Raw genomic sequence first — 17,080 nt, forward strand, 5'->3', positions numbered from 1 at the left:
CGGTGGGGAGCACCGAGGAGAGCAGCCAGGTGCGGCTGCCGCAACTGAGGCTGGACGACCTCCTCGAGGAGTTGCAGAGCCGGATCGACACGGCGCGCGGCACCTGGGACCGGCTGCACAGCCTGCTGGAGGCCGTGCTGTCGGTCGGCAGCGAACTGGACCTGGAGCAGGTGCTGCAACGCATCGTCGAGGCGGCCGCGACGCTGGTCGACGCCGAGTACGCGGCCCTGGGCGTGCTCGGCCCGGACGGCCCGGACGGCCCGGGCGGGCAGCGGATCGTGCAGTTCCTGACCGTGGGACTGACCGACGAGGAGATCGCCGCCATAGGCCCCTACCCGTCGGGCCACGGCACCCTGGGCGAACTGGTCCGCAACCCCGAGCCGCTGCGGCTGGCCGAACTGTCCGCGCACCCCGTCTCCCACGGCTTCCCGCCCGGCCACCCGCCGATGCGCACCTTCCTCGGCGCACCGCTGCGGGTGCGCGACCAGGTCTTCGGCAACCTCTACCTCACGGAGAAGCGCGGCGGGGCGCAGTTCGACGCCGAGGACGAGGCGGTGCTGCTGACCCTGGCCGTGGCCGCCGGCGTGGCGATCGACAACGCCCGTCTGTACGAGGAGTCCAGGAGGCGCGAACGCTGGCTGCGGGCGACCACGCAGGTCACCCACAGCCTGCTGTCCGGCAGCCCGCACGCCGAGGTGCTCGCCCTGATCGCCGAGCACGCCCGGGAGATCACCGGCGCCGACCTGGCCGTCGTCGCGCTGCCCGTGGGCGACGGCGAGAACCTGGCGGTGGAGCTGGCCATCGGCCGGGAGGCGGACAAGCACCGCGGCCTGGTGATGCCGGTGGGCGGCAGCCTCAGCGGTGCGGCGTTCCGCGGGGGCGTGCCGGTCACCAGCCCGGACGTCTCCCGCGACGCACGGGTCTCCGCGGGGCCCCCGCGGTTCGCCGAACTGGGCCCGGCGGTGGCGGTGCCCGTCGGGACGACCACCGGAGTGCGCGGAGTCCTCTTCCTGGCCCGCGCCCTCGGCCAGCCGGACTTCACCGGACCGGACACCGAGCCCCTGCTGGGCTTCGCGGGCCAGGCGGCGGTGGCGATGGAACTGGCCGAACGGCAGCACGCCGCCGAGCAGGTCGCCCTGCTGGAGGAACGCGACCGGATCGCCCGGGACCTGCACGACCTGGCCGTCCAGCGGATCTTCGCGACCGGCATGACGCTGCAGAGCGCGGCGCGCTTCATCGACGACGGCACCGCGTCGGAGCGGGTGCTGCGCGCCGTCGGCGACCTGGACGAGACCATCGGCATCATCCGGGCGACCGTCTTCGGCACGCCGCCGGGAGCGGGCGAGGAGGAGCACGACCTGCGCGCCCGCGTCGTCCGGGCGGCCGGGGCCGCCGCCGGCCCGCTGGGCTTCGCCCCGAGCCTGAGCATGGAGGGCGTGCTCGACGCGGAGGTCCCCGAGGAGGTCGCCGACCACATGGTGGCGGTCCTCGGCGAGGCCCTGACCAACGTCGCCCGGCACGCGCACGCCTCCCGCGCGGAGGTCATCCTGGGCACGACCGGCTCGGAGGCGGTGCTCACCGTCGCCGACGACGGGGTCGGAATCCGCCCCGGAGGCCGCCGCAGCGGCCTGCGCAACCTCGCCGAGCGGGCCGAGCGGCTCGGCGGCTCGCTGGAGCTGTCCGCCCCGCCCGGCGGCGGCACCGTCCTCGTCTGGCGCGTCCCCCTGGAGCGGCCCTGCTGACCCCGCCGGTCAGCGCTGGTACAGGCCGACGAGGGTGCCGGAGGCGGTGGCGAGGTGCGCGGCGCGGCTGCGGATCTCCTTCTCCGGCACGTCCCGCGGCAGCGGCTCGGGCAGGGCGTACAGGCGGAAGAAGTAGCGGTGCGCCGGGTCGCCCGCGGGGGGCCGGGGCCCGCCCCAGCCCGTGTCGCCGTAGCCGTTGCGCCGGGGCGTTCCGCCGGCCGGGGTCCCGCCCGCGGCCACCCCGTCGCTGTCGGGGGAGATGCCGGTCACCAGCCAGTGCAGGAAGTCTCCCGAGGGCGCGTCGGGGTCCTCGCACACCAGCACCAGCTCGGCGGTGCCGTCGGGGATCCCGGACCAGGTCAGCGGCGGCGAGACGTCGTCCCCGTCCTTGGAGTACCGCCGGGGGACGATGTCGTGGTCCGCGAACGCGGAGCTCTTCAGCTCGATACCGCTCATGCGGCCCGGGTACCCCTGCGACCGGCGTGCATGCGGAGCGGCCGCCGCCGTGCGGCGGAAGCACGCGGATGGAGCAGCGGACGGCGGCGGCCTCCGCCCCGCACCCCGGTCACCCCCGGGGAGAAGTGCGCGACGGGCGGGCCGTCCGGCGCGGGCAGCCCGGCCCGCAGCCCCCTCCGGCGGCCCCGCCCGCCAGTTTCGGCGCACGGGCCGGGGGCACGCGCGCATCCATGAGCGAACAGCACCGCCCCCTGCCGGACAGCACCCTGTCCCTGCTGGCCGAAGGCTACGCCTGGCTGCCCGACCGCCGGCGCCGCACCGCGGGCCCAGCGGTGCGGGCCCGGGTGACGGGCCGGCGCACGACGGCCCTGCGCGGCCCGGAGGCGGTGCGGTTCTTCTACGACGAACGGCACGTGCACCGGCACGGCGCCCTCCCCGAGGCGGTGCGGGGCACGCTGTTCGGGCACGGCGCGGTGCACACCCTCGACGGCGAGGCGCACCGCGTCCGCAAGGCGATGTTCACTGCCCTGCTCACCGACCCCGGGAACGTCGCCGCCCTGACGGAGAGCGTCGCCGGGGCGTGGGACGAGGCGGCCGCCTCGTGGCCGGACCGCCGGCAGGTGGTGCTGTTCGACGAGGCGGCCCGGGTGCTCACCCGGGGGGTGTGCCGGTGGGCCGGCGTGCCCCTGGAGGAGGACGCGGCCCGGGGCACGGCCCGCGACCTGGTGGCCATGGTCGACGGCTTCGCGACCCTCGGCCCGCGCCACTGGCGCGCCCGCCGGGCGCGCGGACGGCACGAGAGGCGGCTGGCGCGCCTGGTGGGGGCCGTGCGCGACGGCACGGCCCCCGTGCCGCAGGGGTCGGCGGTGGACGCGGTGGCCCGCCACCGCGACGCCGACGGCGAGCCGCTGGCCCCGCACCCCGCCGCGGTGGAGCTGCTCAACGTCCTGCGCCCCACCGTCGCGGTCTGCTGGTTCACAGCCTTCGCCGCGCACGCCCTGCACCGGTGGCCGCAGCACCGCGGGCCGCTGCGCGGCGGCGACACCGCGTACGCGGAGGCGTTCGCCCACGAGGTGCGCCGCTTCTACCCGTTCGCGCCGTTCGTCGGCGGCCTGGCGTCGCGGGACCTGTCGTGGCGCGGCGAACGGATCCCCGCCCGCTCGCTCGTCCTCCTGGACCTGTACGGGCAGAACCACGACGACGCCCTGTGGGACGAGCCGTACCGCTTCGACCCCGGACGCTTCCTGGGCCGGGCCCCCGGCCGCGACGAACTGGTCCCGCAGGGCGGCGGCGACCCGCGCACCGGCCACCGCTGCCCGGGCGAGGACGTCACCGTCTCCCTCCTGCGGACCCTGGCGGTGCGGCTGGCCCGGCTGGAGTACGACGTGCCGCCGCAGGACCTGCGGATCCCGCTGCGCCGCGTCCCGACGCGCCCGCGCAGCGGCTTCGTCCTCACCGCCGTCCGTCCGCCCGCGGGCCGCCGCCCGGCTGCCTCCTGACCCTGCCTCCCGACCGCCCCGACCGCCCCGACCGTCCCTCGCGGCGCAGGGCGCCGCGCAGGTTGTGCAGGGCCAGGCCCTCGAGGTGACTGTCGCCGGTTTCCCGGAAGGCGGCGAGCGCCTTCCGCTGGGCGTCGACGGCCTCCTCGAACCGTCCCGCCTTCGACAGAGTGGCGCCGAGGTTGTGCAGGGCCAGGCCCTCACCGTGGCGGTCGCGGAGATCGCGGTAGACGGTGACGGCCCGGGTGTGGGCGTCGACGGCCTCGCTCAACCGCCCCACCTCGCCCAGGGGCCGGCCGAGGTTGTTCAGGGCCCGGCCTTCACTGTGGCGGTCACCGGTCTCGCCGAAAACAGCGGCGGCCCGGGTGTGGGCGTCGACGGCCTCGTCGAACCGTCCCAGCTCGACCAGGGCCAGGCCGAGGTTGTCCAGCGCAAGGCCTTCTCGGTGGAGATCGCCGGTCCCACGGTAGATCGCGGCGGCTTCGGTGTGGAAATCGACGGCTTGGTCGAACCGCCGCAGCCCGACCAGGGCCCGGCCGAGGTTGTTGAGCGAGATCGCCTCACCGTGGCGGTCACCGAGGGTGCGGTAGACGGCGACAGCCGCCGTATGGGCCTTGAGGGCCAGGTCGAACTGCCGCACCTCGGTCAGGACGCCGCCGAGGTTGTTCAGCGCGAGGCCCGCATGCCGGCGGTCGCCGGTCCCGCGGAGAACGGCGACCGCCCGGGAATGGGCTTTCAGGGCGTCGTCGAACCGCCGCAGCTTGGTCAGGACGTTGCCGAGGTTGCCGAGCGCACCCCCTTCACCCTGAACGTCGCCGGTCCCGCGGAAAACGGCGGCCGCCCGGGAAAGGACGTCGACGGCGTCGTCGAACCGCCGCAGCTCGGTCAGCGCGCTGCCGAGATTCGTCAGCGCCCCTGCTTCACCGTTGCGGTCCCCCGTGCCGCGGTGGACGGTTGCGGCCTCGTCGTGGGCGTCGGCGGCCTCGCCGAACCGCCGCAACCCGGCGAGGGCGAGACCGAGCTGGTTCAGCGCCGCCGCCTCGCCGCGGCGGTCGCCGGACTCGCGGCAGACGGCCAGGGCCGTCGTCGTGACGGTCACCCAGTCGTCGAAGGCATGGCGGTCGTGGAGGTACCGGCTGAGGGCGTCCGCGAGGTCGAGGCCGGTTTCCCCGAGGCCGAACCGCGGTGCCGCGGTGACGGTGGCAACGAGGTTGGAGCGTTCGTCGTCCAGCCAGGCCAGCGCGCCGTCGCGGTCCGGGAAACGGGTCGAGGCGGTGCCGCGTGCCGCGTCCAGGTGGGTGCCGGCGGCCTCCGCGGTGGTCCGGTAGTGGACGAAGAGGCGGGTGCGTGCGGCGTCGCGTTCGTCGCTGCCGGCGTGGAGGCGTCCCTTCTCGTCGGCGTACAGGCGCACGAGGTCGTGCAGCCGCCAGCGGCCCCAGACGTGTGCGGGTTCGAGCAGGTGGGCGCGGGCCAGGTCCTGAAGGAGTTCCTCCACCTCGTACAGGTCGCCGTCGGCGAGGCCGGCGGCGGCTTCGGTGGAGAGGTCGTCACCGGGGTTGAGCGACAGCAGCCGGAACAGGCGGGCGTGCCGGTGGCCGAGGCGGTCGTGGGAGAGGTCGAAGGCGGCGCGCACCGCGCGCTCCTCCCGGCGGAGCCGGTCCAGTCGGCGGTGCTCCGCCTCGAGGGCCCGCGCCAGGGAGGCCAACGGCCGCCCGGGGACGTCGGCGAGCAGGGCGGCCGCGATGCGCAGGGCCAGCGGCAGGCCGGCGCAGAGCCGGGCGACGGCCTGCGCGTGCTCCGGCTCGTCCCGCACACGGGTGTCGCCGGGGCCGAGGGCGTTGTGCAGGGCCTGCTCGAGCAACTCGACGGAGGACCGCGCGTCGAGGACGTCGAGGTCGTGCAGGCGGGCGCCGACGTCCAGGGTGTGACGGGAGGTGAGCAGAGCCGCGGTGGTGCCGTCCGCGGGCAGCAGCGGACGGGCCTGCTCCTCGTCGGAGGCGTTGTCGACGACGACCAGTATCCGTCGCCCCTGCTCCGCGAACGCGGCCAGCACGCTGCGGTAGAGCCGCGCACGGTCCTGCAGGCCGTCGGGGATGTGCTCGCCGGGCATTCCCAGAGCCCGTAACAGGCCGTCCAGGGCGTGGCCCGGGGACAGCCGGCGTTCGCTGTCGTAGCCGAACAGGTCGACGAACAGCACGCCGCCGGGAAACCAGCCCGGCTCCTTCAACGCCCGGGTGGCCGTCTGCACGACCAGCTCGGTCTTGCCGACCCCGGCCAGCCCCGCCACCGCCGCCACCGGCGGCGCCTTCCGCTGCTCCGTGCCGGGCGCGAGGCCCGCGAGCAACGCCTCCACCTGCTCCTCACGGCCGGTGAAGGCGGCGGACGCCGGGGGGAGCCCGGACAGCGCCGGAGTGACCTGCGGCGGCAACCGCACGGTGATGTCCCGGCCCTGGATCACGGCGTGGAAGAACACACCGCCGTTGACCGTGTTCGACACCGCCCCGCCCGCGCCGTCCCGCCCGCCGGCGTCCGCCCCGGCCATGCCGCTCAGCCCCGTGTCGACGGTGCGCCGGTGCCGGGCGTGTCCGGCGGCGGGTGCGGGCTCGTGAACGAGATGCCGGTGAAGTCCCGGCCCTGCAGCACGGGGGCGGAGAAAGTGCCGTTGCCGATCGTGTTGCGGACGTCCCCCCCGCCGGTGGGCGCCTGCTTCGCCTGTTCGTGCCAGCGCTGCAGTTCGGCGCGGAACTGCGCGTCCAGCGCGGCCCGCACCGCCAAGGCCGTGCTCAGCGCGTGAGCGCGCGCCGGATCGTCCGGCGTCTCCTCCAGTCCGGCGAGCTCCGCCTCTCCGGAACCCGGCTCCGGCGCATCGGGGGAATCGCCCGCGCTGCGCCGGAACGGGGTCCGCGCCAGTGCGCCCAGCCACGCCCACGCCTGCCGCCCGAGCTCGCCACCGGCGCCGCCGGCCAGCGCCGCCAGCAGCGCCGTCGATATCGGCTCCATCCCGCATCACCCCGTCGGCACATCGGTTGCTCACCGGAGCGGACACGATACGGGCTGCCGCAGCCCGCCGAGAAGCCTTTCGTCGCCATCCGGCCATCCGGCCATCCGGCCATCCGGCCATCCGGCCATCCGGCCATCCGGCCATCCGGCCATCCGGCCATCCGGCCATCCGGCCATCCGGCCATCCGGCCATCCGGCCATCCGGCAGGACGGCCGCGCCGCGATCATTCCGGTCGACCCGGGCCGGGCAGGAGCGTGTTCGGCAGGCGGTCCCGGGGCGGCCCCCGGGACCTTCGGCCCTCCCCGGACGGGAGCGGCGCGGCGACCATGGAAGGGCGGGACGCCCAGCGGCGGGGCACGGAGCGGATGCCCGGCCGCCGGGAGGAGGCATCCATGTCGCTCGCCACCACGACCGACCTGTACGAAGTGACGATGGCCCTGTCGTACCTGCGGGAGGGTATGCGCGCACCGGCCGTCTTCAGCCTGTTCACCCGCGACCTGCCGCCCGGGCGGGGGTTCCTGGTCGCCGCGGGGCTCGAACCCGCACTGGACTTCCTGGCCGGCTACCGGATCGGCCCCGAGGACGTCGACGACTTCGCGGCCGCGCTGCACCGGCCCCGGCGGGACCTGGAGCCCCTGCTGGGCCTGGAGTTCGAGGGGGAGGTCCGGGCGGTCCCCGAGGGCCGGGTCGTCCTGCCCGGCGAACCCCTGCTGGAGGTGACCGCGCCGCTGCCCCAGGCGCAGCTGGTGGAGACGTTCCTGCTCAACCAGGTCAGCCACCAGACCGCGGTCGCCTCGAAGGCGGCGCGCTGCGTGATCGCGGCGGCCGGCCGCCCGGTGGTGGACTTCTCGCTGCGGCGCACCCACGGCCTCCAGGCCGGCATGCAGGCCGCCCGGCTCGGCGCGATGACGGGCTTCGCCGCGACGAGCAACGTCGCCGCGGCCGCCGCGTACGGCATCACAGCCACCGGCACCATGGCCCACTCCTACATCGAGGCGTTCCCCGGCGAGGAGGAGGCCTTCCGGGCCTTCGCCCGCGCCCACCCCGGCCCGGTGACCCTCCTGGTCGACACCTACGACACCGAGGCCGGGACGAGGACGGCGGCGCGGGTGCTGCGGGAGCTGGGGCTCGAACAGGGGTGCGCGGTCCGGCTGGACAGCGGCGACCTGGCGGACCTCGCGGTGCGCGCCCGGCGGATCCTCGACGACGCGGGGCTGGAGCAGGTGCGGATCGTGGCCAGCGGCGGCCTGGACGAGTACGGGGTCGACGACCTGGTGCGCGCCGGGGCGCCGATCGACGTCTTCGCGGTCGGCACCCGCGTCGGCGTCGCGGCCGACGCGCCGTACCTGGACTCGGCGTACAAGCTCGTGGAGTACGACGGCCGGCCGGTGATGAAGCTGTCCTCGGCGAAGGTGACCGCACCCGCGCCCAAACAGGTCCACCGCCGCCCCGGGCACCCCGACGTGATCGCCCTGCGGGACGAGGAGCCGCCGCCCGGGAGCTCCCCGCTGCTGGAGACGGTGATGCGCGACGGCAGGCGCACCGGCCCGCCGGACACGCTGGACGCCGCGCGGGAGCGGCTCGCCGCCGACCTGGCCGCGCTGCCGGAGGAGGCCCTGCGCGTCCGCGGCCCCCGGCCCCCCCGCCCGGTGGTCTCCGACCGCCTGGCCGAGCTGACGCGGACGGTGCGGCACCGGATCGAGGACGCCGTCCTGCGGCACCCGCCGCAGCGGTGAGCGTCCCTTTGGGCCCGGTGTCAGGGACCGGGGCGGCCCGGGCGCAGGCGCACCGCGACGACCTTGTACTCCGGGCAGGAGGTGACGGTGTCGCCCCGGTCGGAGACGAGGTTGTTCACCCCTCCCGAGGGGAAGTGGAAGGCGCAGAACACCTGCCCCGGGGGCACGTCGCCGCTGGTCCGGGCGGTGAGCGCGGCCCGGCCGCGGCGGCTCTCGACGGTCAGCGGGTCGCCGTCGCGCAGGCCGAGGCGGGCGGCGTCGTCGGGGTGCAGGTCGAGCCGTTCGGCGTCCTCGATCCGCAGGTTGTCCGTGCGCCGGGTCATGCTGCCGGAGTTGTAGTGGGGCCAGCGCCGCCCGGTGACCAGCAGCAGCGGGTATTCGTCGTCCGGCTCCTCCCCGGGCGGCAGGTAGGGGGGCGCCGCGAGGCGGGCGAGCCCGTCGGGGGTGGCGAACCGCTCCCGGTACAGCGCGGCCGTGCCCGGGCGGCCGGGGTCCGGGCACGGCCAGTGCACCGCCCCCTCCCGGTCCAGCCGCCCGTGGGAGATCCCGGCGAACAGCGGCGCGACGCGCGCGCACTCGTCCAGGGCGGCGGCGGGGGAGGGGCAGCCCAGGTCGGTGCCGAGCGCCGCGGCGACGGCGTGCACGGCGTCGAAGTCGCTGCGCACCCCCGGCGGGGCGGCGACGGCGGGGCGCACGCGCTGGAAGCGGCGGTCGAAGTTGACGAACGTGCCGTCCTTCTCCGGCCAGGCGGCGGCCGGCAGGACGACGTCGGCGCGGCGGGCGGTCTCCGACAGGAACAGCTCGCTGCACACGACCAGCGGGCAGGCGTCCAGCGCCTCGGCGACCCGGGAGGAGTCCGGGTCGGTGGCGCACACGTCCTCCCCGACCACCCACAGGGCCCGCAGCCGGCCCTCCCGCGCGGCGGCGAACATCTGCGGGATGCGCAGCCCGGGGCGGTCGGGGACCTCCGCGCCCCACACCCGCCCGGCACGCCGGCGCGCGGCCGGATCGGCGATCCTCCCGCTGCCGGGCAGCGCGTCGGGCAGCGCCCCCATGTCGGAGGCGCCCTGGACGTTGTTCTGGCCGCGCAGCGGGCTGATCCCGAAGCCGCGCCCGGTGCCGACGGCCCCGCGCAGGATCGCCAGGTTGGCCAGGGAACGCACCCCGTCGGTGCCGTGCAGGTGCTCGGTGACGCCGAGCCCGTACAGGATCGCCGGGCGCTCGGCGGTCCCGTACAGCCGGGCGGCGCGGACCACGTCGCCGGCCGGCACCCCGGTGATCCCCTCGACGCGGTCGGGCGGGTGGTCGGCGAGCAGCGCGGTCAGCTCCTCCACCCCGGACGCCCGGTGGCGCAGGAAGTCGCCGTCGACCAGGCCCTCGGCGACCAGCACGTGGGCGAGCCCGTGGAACAGGGCGACGTTGGTGCCCGGCCGGGGCCGCAGGTGCACGTCGGCGTGGCGGGCCAGTCCGACCCTGCGCGGGTCGGCGACGACCAGCCGCGCCCCGCGCAGGGCGCGCTGCAGCAGCCGCGCCCCGACGACCGGGTGGGCCTCGACGGGGTTGGCGCCGACCACCAGCAGGCAGTCGGCCCGCTCGACGTCGTCGAAGGAGTCGGTGCCGCCGGGCAGCCCGAAGGAGGCGGTGAGCCCCGCGGCCGACGGGGCGTGGCACAGGCGGGAGCAGTTGTCGACGTTGTTGGTGCCGATCGCCACCCTCATGAACTTCTGCAGCAGGTAGTTCTCCTCGTTGGTGGCGCGGGCCGAGGAGATCGCCGCCACGCTGTCGGGGCCGCCCCCGCGCACGGCCTCCCGCAGCCCGCGGGCGACGTGCTCGACGGCCTCGTCCCAGCCGGCCGGCTCCAGCCGGCCGCCGCGGCGCAGCAGGGGGCGGACGATCCGCTCCGGGGAGGTCAGGAACCCGTGGGCGAAGCGGCCCTTGGCGCAGGCGTGCCCGCGGTTGACCGGGCCGTCCGGGGCGGGGGAGACCACCGTGACCCGCCCGTCGACGGCGTGGACGTCCAGGGCGCAGCCGACCCCGCAGTAGCCGCAGGTGGTGCGGGTGACCGTCCGCCGGGGCCCGGCCGGGACGGCGGACTGCCCGGTACCGCCGGCCTGTCCGGTCCCGGGGATTCCGGCGTCCCCGGCGTCCCCGGTGGCTGTGAGCAGTCCGGCGGCCAGGGCCTGCCCGGGCTCGGTGAGCGCCCCGCTGGGGCAGGTGTCGACGCAGCCGCCGCAGGCCACGCAGTCCGAGTCGGCCCACGCGCCGCCGGTGCCGGGGGCGACCACCGTCTCCGCGCCCCGGCCGGACATGGTGATGGCGAAGGTGCCCTGGACCTCGGCGCACATGCGCACGCACCGGCCGCAGGCGATGCACAGGTCCCGGTCCAGGTGCACGTACGGGTGGGAGTCGTCCCGGCCCCGCCCGCCCGCGCCGCGGGCCGCCCCGGGGCCGATCCCCAGTTCCCCGCAGACCCGCGCCAGCTCCTGCCCGCCGGGCAGGCCGGGCGACAGGGCCCGGGGCGGGAGGGCCGACACGATCAGCTCCACGGCGTCGCGGCGCAGTCCGTGCAGCTCCTCGCCCCCGGTCTCCACCCGCGTCCCGGCCGCGGCCGGGGTCACGCAGGCCGCGACCGTCCGGCCGTCGGCCCGAACCAGGCAGGTCCGGCACGACCCCGCCGGGGTCAGCCGGTCGTCGTGGCACAGCGCCGGCAGGCCGATGCCGGCCGCGCGCGCCGCGGCCAGCAGCGAGGCGCCCTCCTCCACCGTGACGGCGGTGCCGTCGACCTCCATCCGGATCCGGGTCAACGTCCCTCCCAGCCGGCGAGCCGGTCCCCGTAGGCGCGGGCGAGGCTGCGCACCGCGTCGGGGACCCGGCGGCCGAACGCGCACAGGCTCGCGCCTGCCATCAGCCGCAGCATCCGCCCGTACTCCGGGCCCGGCGGCGTGCCCGCCGCCGCGTGCTCCAGGCCCCGGCGGGAGCCGACCCGGCAGGGCGAGCACGCCCCGCAGCTCTCGGCGTCGGCGAACTCCCACACATGCCGGAGCACCCGCAGCGGCTCCACGTCCCGGTCGAAGGCGACCAGGCCCGCGTGGCCCATGGCCGCGCCCCGGGCCGCCAGTGCGCGCTCGCTCAGCGGCACGTCCAGGTCGTCGGCGGCCAGGAAGCCGCCCAGCGGCCCGCCGACCTGCACCACGGCCGGCTCCGAGCCGGGCCGCGGCCCGCCGCCGAGGTCCTGGACGATCCGCGACAGCGGGTGCCCAGTTCGACCTCGTAGCAGCCCGGCCGGGCGAACCGCTCCGACAGGCAGACCAGCTTCGTGCCGGGCTCGCCCGGCACGCCCCGCCGGGCCCAGGCGGCGCCGCCGCGCCGCACGATCCAGGGCAGCGCCGCCAGCGTCTCGACGTTGTTGACCACGGTCGGGGCGTCCCACAGGCCGGCCCGCGTCGGGTACGGCGGCCGCGGGCGGGCGCACCCGCGGCCGCCCTCCAGCCCGGCGATCAGGGCGGTCTCCTCGCCCGCCACGTAGGACCCGGCGCCCTCGGCGACCCCGACGTCCAGGTCCGTCCCGCTGCCGTGGACGTCCCGGCCCAGGTGCCCGTCGGCGTACGCCCGCCGAACCTGCTCGCGCATCGCGGCCAGCGCCCGCGGGTACTCCGACCGGACGAGCACGACGCCGCGGCGGGCACCGCAGGCGAAGCAGGCCAGCGCCAGGCCCTCCAGGACCCGCCCGGGGTCGGACTCCATCAGCAGCCGGTCGGCGTAGGAGCCGGGGTCGCCCTCGTCGCCGTTGGCGACCACCACGGTCCCCGGCGACCCGCCGGCCGCCGCCCACTTGGCGGCCACCGGGAACCCGGCCCCGCCCCGCCCGCGCAGCCCGGCCACCGACACCTCGGCCCGCACCTGCTCCGGCGTGCCGCAGGAGACGGTGCGCGGCCACACCTGCCATGCCGCCTCCCCGGCGACGACACCGCCCAGCAGGGCCGGGTCGCCGGTGGCGTCGGCGGCCGGCACGGGCGGCGCGGCGGGCGCGGGCGGTGCGGCGGGCCGTCCGCCGCCCCCGGCGGCCTGCGCGGCGAGCCGCCCGGCCAGGTCCGGCCCGGTGAGCACGGTGCCGCCGTCGAGGCAGGCGGGCGCCGCGTAGCAGTGGCCGAGGCAGCGCACGGCCTGCAGCGAGACCGAGCCGTCCGCCGCCGCGGCGCCCGTACGGACCCCCAGCGCCTCCTCGACCCCGTCCGGGGGCCGGCCGCCCCGCGCGGCGAAGCACGCGGCCCCGGTGCACACCCGCACGTGGCGGCGCCCGTGCGGGGCGGCCAGGTCCGCGTAGTAGTCGGCCGGCCCGAGGCCGGCGGCCGCCGGCAGCCCCAGGGCCCCGGCCACCGCGGGCGCCCACGCGGCGGTCGGGCCGGTGCTGCGGGCCCGCGCCCGGCGCAGGGCCTCCAGCAGCACGCCGTCGGCGCCCCTGCTGCGTCCGACCAGGGCGCGCAGCGCGTCGAAGTGTTCGGCCGAGTCCGCGGGATCCATGGGATCCAGCCTGCGACCGGTCCCGCCGCCCCGCATCCGGGCCCGCCCCGCATCCGGGCCCGTCCCGGCCGGCCCCTCCGCCCGGTCGCGGCCCTCCCGGGGCACCCGGAGAATGGGCGCAGGAGACATGTTCGTGCACGGGTGCGGCGGCGGGAACGCCGCGGTACCGCCTCGGGGCGCAGCACGGCGTCCGCCCGGCCGCCCCGGCCGGGCGGCCGACCACGGAGGCCGAATCCATGGCGCACGAGGTCATCCGCAAGACCGCCGCCCCGGCCGTGGCCCCCAACCTGGCCGACTACGACCGGGCCCGCGCCTCGTTCGACTGGCAGCAGGCCCGGGACGGGCTCGCCGGGCTGCCGGACGGCAGGGGCGTCAACATCGCCCACGAGGCCGTGGACCGGCACGTCGCGGAGGGCCGGGGCGACCGCACCGCGCTGCGCTGCGTGGGCCGCGACGACCGGGTGCGGCCGGTCACCTACGCCGGGCTGGCCCGCCGCTCCGCACGGTTCGCCAACGTCCTGCGCGGCCTGGGGGTCGGCCGCGGCGACCGCGTCTTCACCCTCCTGGGGCGCTGCCCGGAGCTGTACGAGACCGCGCTGGGCACGCTGAAGAACACCAGCGTGCTGTGCCCTCTGTTCTCCGCCTTCGGACCGGAGCCGGTGCGGCAGCGGATGCGGCTGGGCGGCGCCCGCGTCCTGGTCACCACCGGGGAGCTGTACCGGCGCAAGGTCGCCGGGATCCGGCAGGAACTGCCCGGCCTGGAGCACGTCCTCCTCGTCGGCCCGGAGGACGAGCCGCCACCCGGCACCTCCTCCTACGAGGAGCTGACGGACGCGGCGCCGCAGGACTTCACGATCCCGCCCACCGACGGCGAGGACACGGCGCTGCTGCACTTCACCAGCGGCACCACCGGGACCCCCAAGGGCGCCGTCCACGTCCACGGGGCCGTCGCCGCCCACCGGGCCACCGCCGCCTTCGCCCTCGACCTGCACCCGGACGACGTGTTCTGGTGCACCGCCGACCCCGGATGGGTCACCGGCACCTCCTACGGCATCGTCGCCCCGCTCGCCCTGGGCGCGACCGTCGTGGTCGACGAGGGCGACTTCGACGCCCGGCGCTGGTACCGCATCCTGGCCGACGAGCACGTCACCGTCTGGTACACCGCCCCCACCGCGGTGCGGATGCTGATGCGCGCCACCCCCCGGCAGGGCCCCCACGACCTGCCGCGCGGCTACGACCTGTCCCGCCTGCGCTTCGTCGCCAGCGTCGGCGAACCCCTCAACCCCGAGGCCGTGCTGTGGGGCCGGGACGTGCTCGGCCTGCCGGTGCACGACAACTGGTGGCAGACCGAGACCGGCTGCATCATGATCGCCAACTTCGCGGCGTGCGACATCCGCCCCGGCTCCATGGGCCGCCCGCTGCCCGGCGTGGAGGCGGCGGTCCTGGAGTGCGGCGAGGACGGCCGCGCCCTGGTCGTCGGAGGCCGCGTCACCGTCCTGGAGCGGCCGGACGCCGACGGCGAACTGGCGCTGCGCCCCGGATGGCCGTCGATGTTCCGCGGCTACCTGGACGACGAGGCCCGCACGGCGGCCTGCTTCGCCGACGGCTGGTACCTCACCGGAGACCTGGCGCGCCGCGACGCGGACGGGTACTTCTGGTTCGTCGGGCGCGCCGACGACGTCATCAAGTCCGCCGGGCACCTCATCGGCCCGTTCGAGGTGGAGAGCGCCCTGATGGAGCACCCGGCGGTCGCCGAGGCCGGGGTGATCGGCCGCCCCGACGAGGTCGCGGGCACCGTCGTCAAGGCCTTCGTGTCGCTGCGGCCGGGCGTGGAACCGGGGCCCGGCCTGCAGCGCGAACTCCTCGCCTTCGCCCGCCGCAGGCTCGGCCCGGCCGTCGCGCCCCGCGAGATCGCCTTCGACCAGGACCTCCCCAGGACCCGCAGCGGCAAGGTCGTGCGCCGCCTGCTGCGCGCCCGCGAACTCGGCCTCCCCGAAGGCGACGTGTCCACGTTGGAAGGAACACCGTGACCCCCGCCCGCCAGTCCCCGCCCCGTCCCGGCCGCAGGAACGCGCGCGCCGCCGCCCCGGCGGCCCCCGCCCCTCCGGCGGCCCCCGCCGTCACGCCGCCCGCGCCGACCCGCCTGGACCTGCTGCGCACGATGCTGCTCGTGCGCCACTTCGAGGAGCGCTGCTTCGAGCTCTACAGCGGCCGGGAGATCCGCGGCTTCCTCCACCTGTACACGGGGGAGGAGGCCGTCGCAGCCGGCGTCACCGCGGCCCTCGCCCCGGACGACGCCGTGGTCTCCACCTACCGCGACCACGGCCACGCCCTGGCCCGCGGCGTCCCGGCCGACGCCGTGATGGCCGAGATGTTCGGGAAGGCCACCGGTACCAGCGGGGGCCGCGGGGGCTCGATGCACATCTTCGACGTGTCCCGGCGCTTCTACGGCGGCAACGCCATCGTCGGCGGCGGGCTCCCCCTGGCCGCGGGCCTCGCCCTCGCCGACCGCATGCGCGACACCGGCCGCGTCACCTGCTGCTTCTTCGGCGACGGGGCCTTCGCCGAGGGCGAGTTCCACGAGACCGCCAACCTCGCCGCCCTGTGGCGGCTGCCGCTGCTCCTCGCCTGCGAGAACAACCTCTACGCCATGGGGACGAAACTCGCCCACGAGCACGCCGTCACCGACCTGGCGCTGCGCGCCGCCTCCTACGGCATGCCCGCCTGGTCGGTCGACGGCATGGACGCCACCGCCGTGGCCCTGGCCGCCCGGCAGGCCGTCGACGGCGTCCGCGGCGGCGGCGGGCCGTACTTCCTGGAACTGCGCACCTACCGCTTCCGCGCCCACTCGATGTACGACCCGGACCGGTACCGCAGCAAGGAGGAGATCGCCCGCTGGCGCGCCCGCGACCCCGTCACCGCCCTGGCCGCCCGCATGCGCGTCGACGGCGAACTCGACGACGACGCGCTCAAGAAACTGGAGGACCTGGCCGCCCGCGAGGTCGAGGACGCGGTGGAGGCCGCCCGGGCCGCCCCCGAGGAGCCGGCGGCCGACCTGCTGCGCCACGTGGTGTCCCCGGCGGAGGAGCCGGCATGACCGGCCCGGGCACCCTCACCGGCGGCGGCCCCGGCGCCCCGCCCTCCGGCGCCCCCCGGACGGTCACCTACCGCGAGGCGCTGCGGGAGGCGCTGCGCGAGGCGCTCGCCGCCGACGACCGGGTCTTCCTGATGGGCGAGGACGTGGGGGAGTACGGGGGCGGATTCGGGGTGAGCCTGGGCCTGCTGGAGGAGTTCGGGCCCGAACGCGTCCGCGACACCCCGCTGTCGGAGTCGGCCTTCACCGGCGCGGGCATCGGCGCCGCACTGGGCGGGATGCGGCCGATCGTGGAGATCATGACGGTCAACTTCAGCATGCTGGCGCTCGACCAGATCCTCAACAACGCCGCCACGCTGCTGCACATGTCCGGCGGCCAGTGCCCGGTGCCCCTGGTGATCAGGATGACCACCGGCGCCGGACGGCAGCTGGCCGCCCAGCACTCCCACAGCCTGGAGAACTGGTACGCCCACATCCCCGGCCTGCGCGTCCTCGCCCCGGCCACCGTCGAGGACGCCCGCCACATGCTGGCCCCCGCCCTCGCCGACCCCGACCCGGTCCTGATCTTCGAGCACGGCAGCCTCTACAACACCTCCGGCGAGCTCGCCCCGGACGCCGGCCCCGTCGGCCTGGACCGGGCCGCGGTCCGCCGCGAGGGCCGGGACGTCACCCTCGTCACCCACGGGGGCTGCCTCCCCAAGGTGCTCGAGGCGGCCGGCGCCCTCGCGGCGGACGGCGTCTCCGCCGAGGTGGTCGACCTGCGCACGCTGCGCCCCCTCGACGACGCCACCGTCGTGGAGTCGGTCGCCCGCACCCACCGCGTGGTCCTCGTCGACGAGGGATGGCGCAGCGGCAGCCTGGCCGCCGAGGTCGCCGCCCGCATCGGCGAGCAGGCCTTCTACGAGTTGGACGCGCCGGTGGAACGGGTGTGCAGCGCCGAGGTGCCTGTCCCGTACGCGCACCACCTGGAGCAGGCCGCGCTGCCCCAGGCCGCCGACGTCGTCGCCGCGGCGCGCCGGGCGGTGGGGTGA

The 17,080-nt window shown here is 76.9% G+C and carries 12 protein-coding genes; 6 read left to right on the forward strand and 6 right to left on the reverse strand.

What is annotated here, in order from left to right; genetic code table 11:
- The first annotated feature begins 2 nt into the window (after window positions 1-2).
- The gene (locus tag GQS52_RS25500) at window positions 3-1,742 is read left to right on the forward strand and encodes a GAF domain-containing protein (protein WP_182315892.1); all 1,740 of its coding nucleotides are present in this window, start codon (window positions 3-5) and stop codon (window positions 1,740-1,742) included.
- Window positions 1,743-1,751: 9 nt separating this feature from the next.
- Here GQS52_RS25500 and GQS52_RS25505 read toward each other — a convergent pair whose 3' ends face one another.
- The gene (locus GQS52_RS25505) at window positions 1,752-2,198 is read right to left on the reverse strand and encodes a YbhB/YbcL family Raf kinase inhibitor-like protein (RefSeq protein ID WP_182315894.1); all 447 of its coding nucleotides are present in this window, start codon (window positions 2,196-2,198) and stop codon (window positions 1,752-1,754) included.
- 230 nt (window positions 2,199-2,428) lie between these two features.
- Between GQS52_RS25505 and GQS52_RS25510 the strand changes: the two genes are divergently transcribed.
- Window positions 2,429-3,697, forward strand: coding sequence for a cytochrome P450 (locus GQS52_RS25510; RefSeq protein ID WP_182315896.1), 1,269 nt, complete (start codon window positions 2,429-2,431; stop codon window positions 3,695-3,697).
- On the opposite strand, the gene GQS52_RS28285 is transcribed toward GQS52_RS25510, so the two are convergent.
- The gene (locus GQS52_RS28285) at window positions 3,651-6,239 is read right to left on the reverse strand and encodes a tetratricopeptide repeat protein (RefSeq protein WP_182315898.1); all 2,589 of its coding nucleotides are present in this window, start codon (window positions 6,237-6,239) and stop codon (window positions 3,651-3,653) included. The two genes, GQS52_RS25510 and GQS52_RS28285, sit on opposite strands and share 47 nt — an antisense overlap.
- A gap of 5 nt (window positions 6,240-6,244) precedes the next feature.
- Complete coding sequence (locus GQS52_RS25520) at window positions 6,245-6,697, reverse strand: hypothetical protein (RefSeq protein WP_182315899.1); 453 nt, start codon at window positions 6,695-6,697, stop codon at window positions 6,245-6,247.
- A 393-nt stretch (window positions 6,698-7,090) separates the two neighbouring features.
- On the opposite strand from GQS52_RS25520, the gene GQS52_RS25525 reads away from it, so the two are divergent.
- Window positions 7,091-8,434, forward strand: a complete 1,344-nt coding sequence (locus tag GQS52_RS25525) for a nicotinate phosphoribosyltransferase (protein WP_182315901.1) — start codon at window positions 7,091-7,093, stop codon at window positions 8,432-8,434.
- A gap of 20 nt (window positions 8,435-8,454) precedes the next feature.
- On the opposite strand, the gene fdhF is transcribed toward GQS52_RS25525, so the two are convergent.
- From fdhF to GQS52_RS25535, 3 genes are read right to left on the reverse strand one after another with little or no spacing between them, the layout of a single operon-like run.
- Window positions 8,455-11,238 carry a formate dehydrogenase subunit alpha gene (gene fdhF, locus GQS52_RS25530; protein ID WP_259370973.1) on the reverse strand — a complete coding sequence of 928 codons (2,784 nt, stop codon included), beginning with the start codon at window positions 11,236-11,238 and terminating at the stop codon, window positions 8,455-8,457.
- On the reverse strand, window positions 11,235-11,627 hold the full coding sequence (locus GQS52_RS28085; RefSeq protein ID WP_259370974.1) for an NADH-ubiquinone oxidoreductase-F iron-sulfur binding region domain-containing protein: 393 nt from the start codon (window positions 11,625-11,627) through the stop codon (window positions 11,235-11,237). Before GQS52_RS28085 ends, fdhF begins: the two co-directional genes overlap by 4 nt.
- Window positions 11,564-12,955, reverse strand: a complete 1,392-nt coding sequence (locus GQS52_RS25535; protein ID WP_259370975.1) for an NAD(P)H-dependent oxidoreductase subunit E — start codon at window positions 12,953-12,955, stop codon at window positions 11,564-11,566. Before GQS52_RS25535 ends, GQS52_RS28085 begins: the two co-directional genes overlap by 64 nt.
- 236 nt (window positions 12,956-13,191) lie before the next feature.
- On the opposite strand from GQS52_RS25535, the gene acsA reads away from it, so the two are divergent.
- From acsA to GQS52_RS25550, 3 genes are read left to right on the forward strand one after another with little or no spacing between them, the layout of a single operon-like run.
- Window positions 13,192-14,985: an acetate--CoA ligase gene (gene acsA / locus GQS52_RS25540; protein WP_182315903.1), complete on the forward strand. Its 1,794-nt coding sequence runs from the start codon at window positions 13,192-13,194 to the stop codon at window positions 14,983-14,985.
- Entirely contained in the window at window positions 14,982-16,052 is a 1,071-nt protein-coding gene (pdhA, locus tag GQS52_RS25545) for a pyruvate dehydrogenase (acetyl-transferring) E1 component subunit alpha (protein WP_259370976.1), read from the forward strand. Before acsA ends, pdhA begins: the two co-directional genes overlap by 4 nt.
- Window positions 16,049-17,080 carry an alpha-ketoacid dehydrogenase subunit beta gene (locus tag GQS52_RS25550; RefSeq protein WP_182315905.1) on the forward strand — a complete coding sequence of 344 codons (1,032 nt, stop codon included), beginning with the start codon at window positions 16,049-16,051 and terminating at the stop codon, window positions 17,078-17,080. The genes pdhA and GQS52_RS25550 overlap by 4 nt, the downstream gene beginning before the upstream one ends.

Source organism: Streptomyces sp. SCUT-3, assembly GCF_014083985.1.
Classification (GTDB): Bacteria; Actinomycetota; Actinomycetes; order Streptomycetales; family Streptomycetaceae; genus Streptomyces_H; species Streptomyces_H thermolineatus.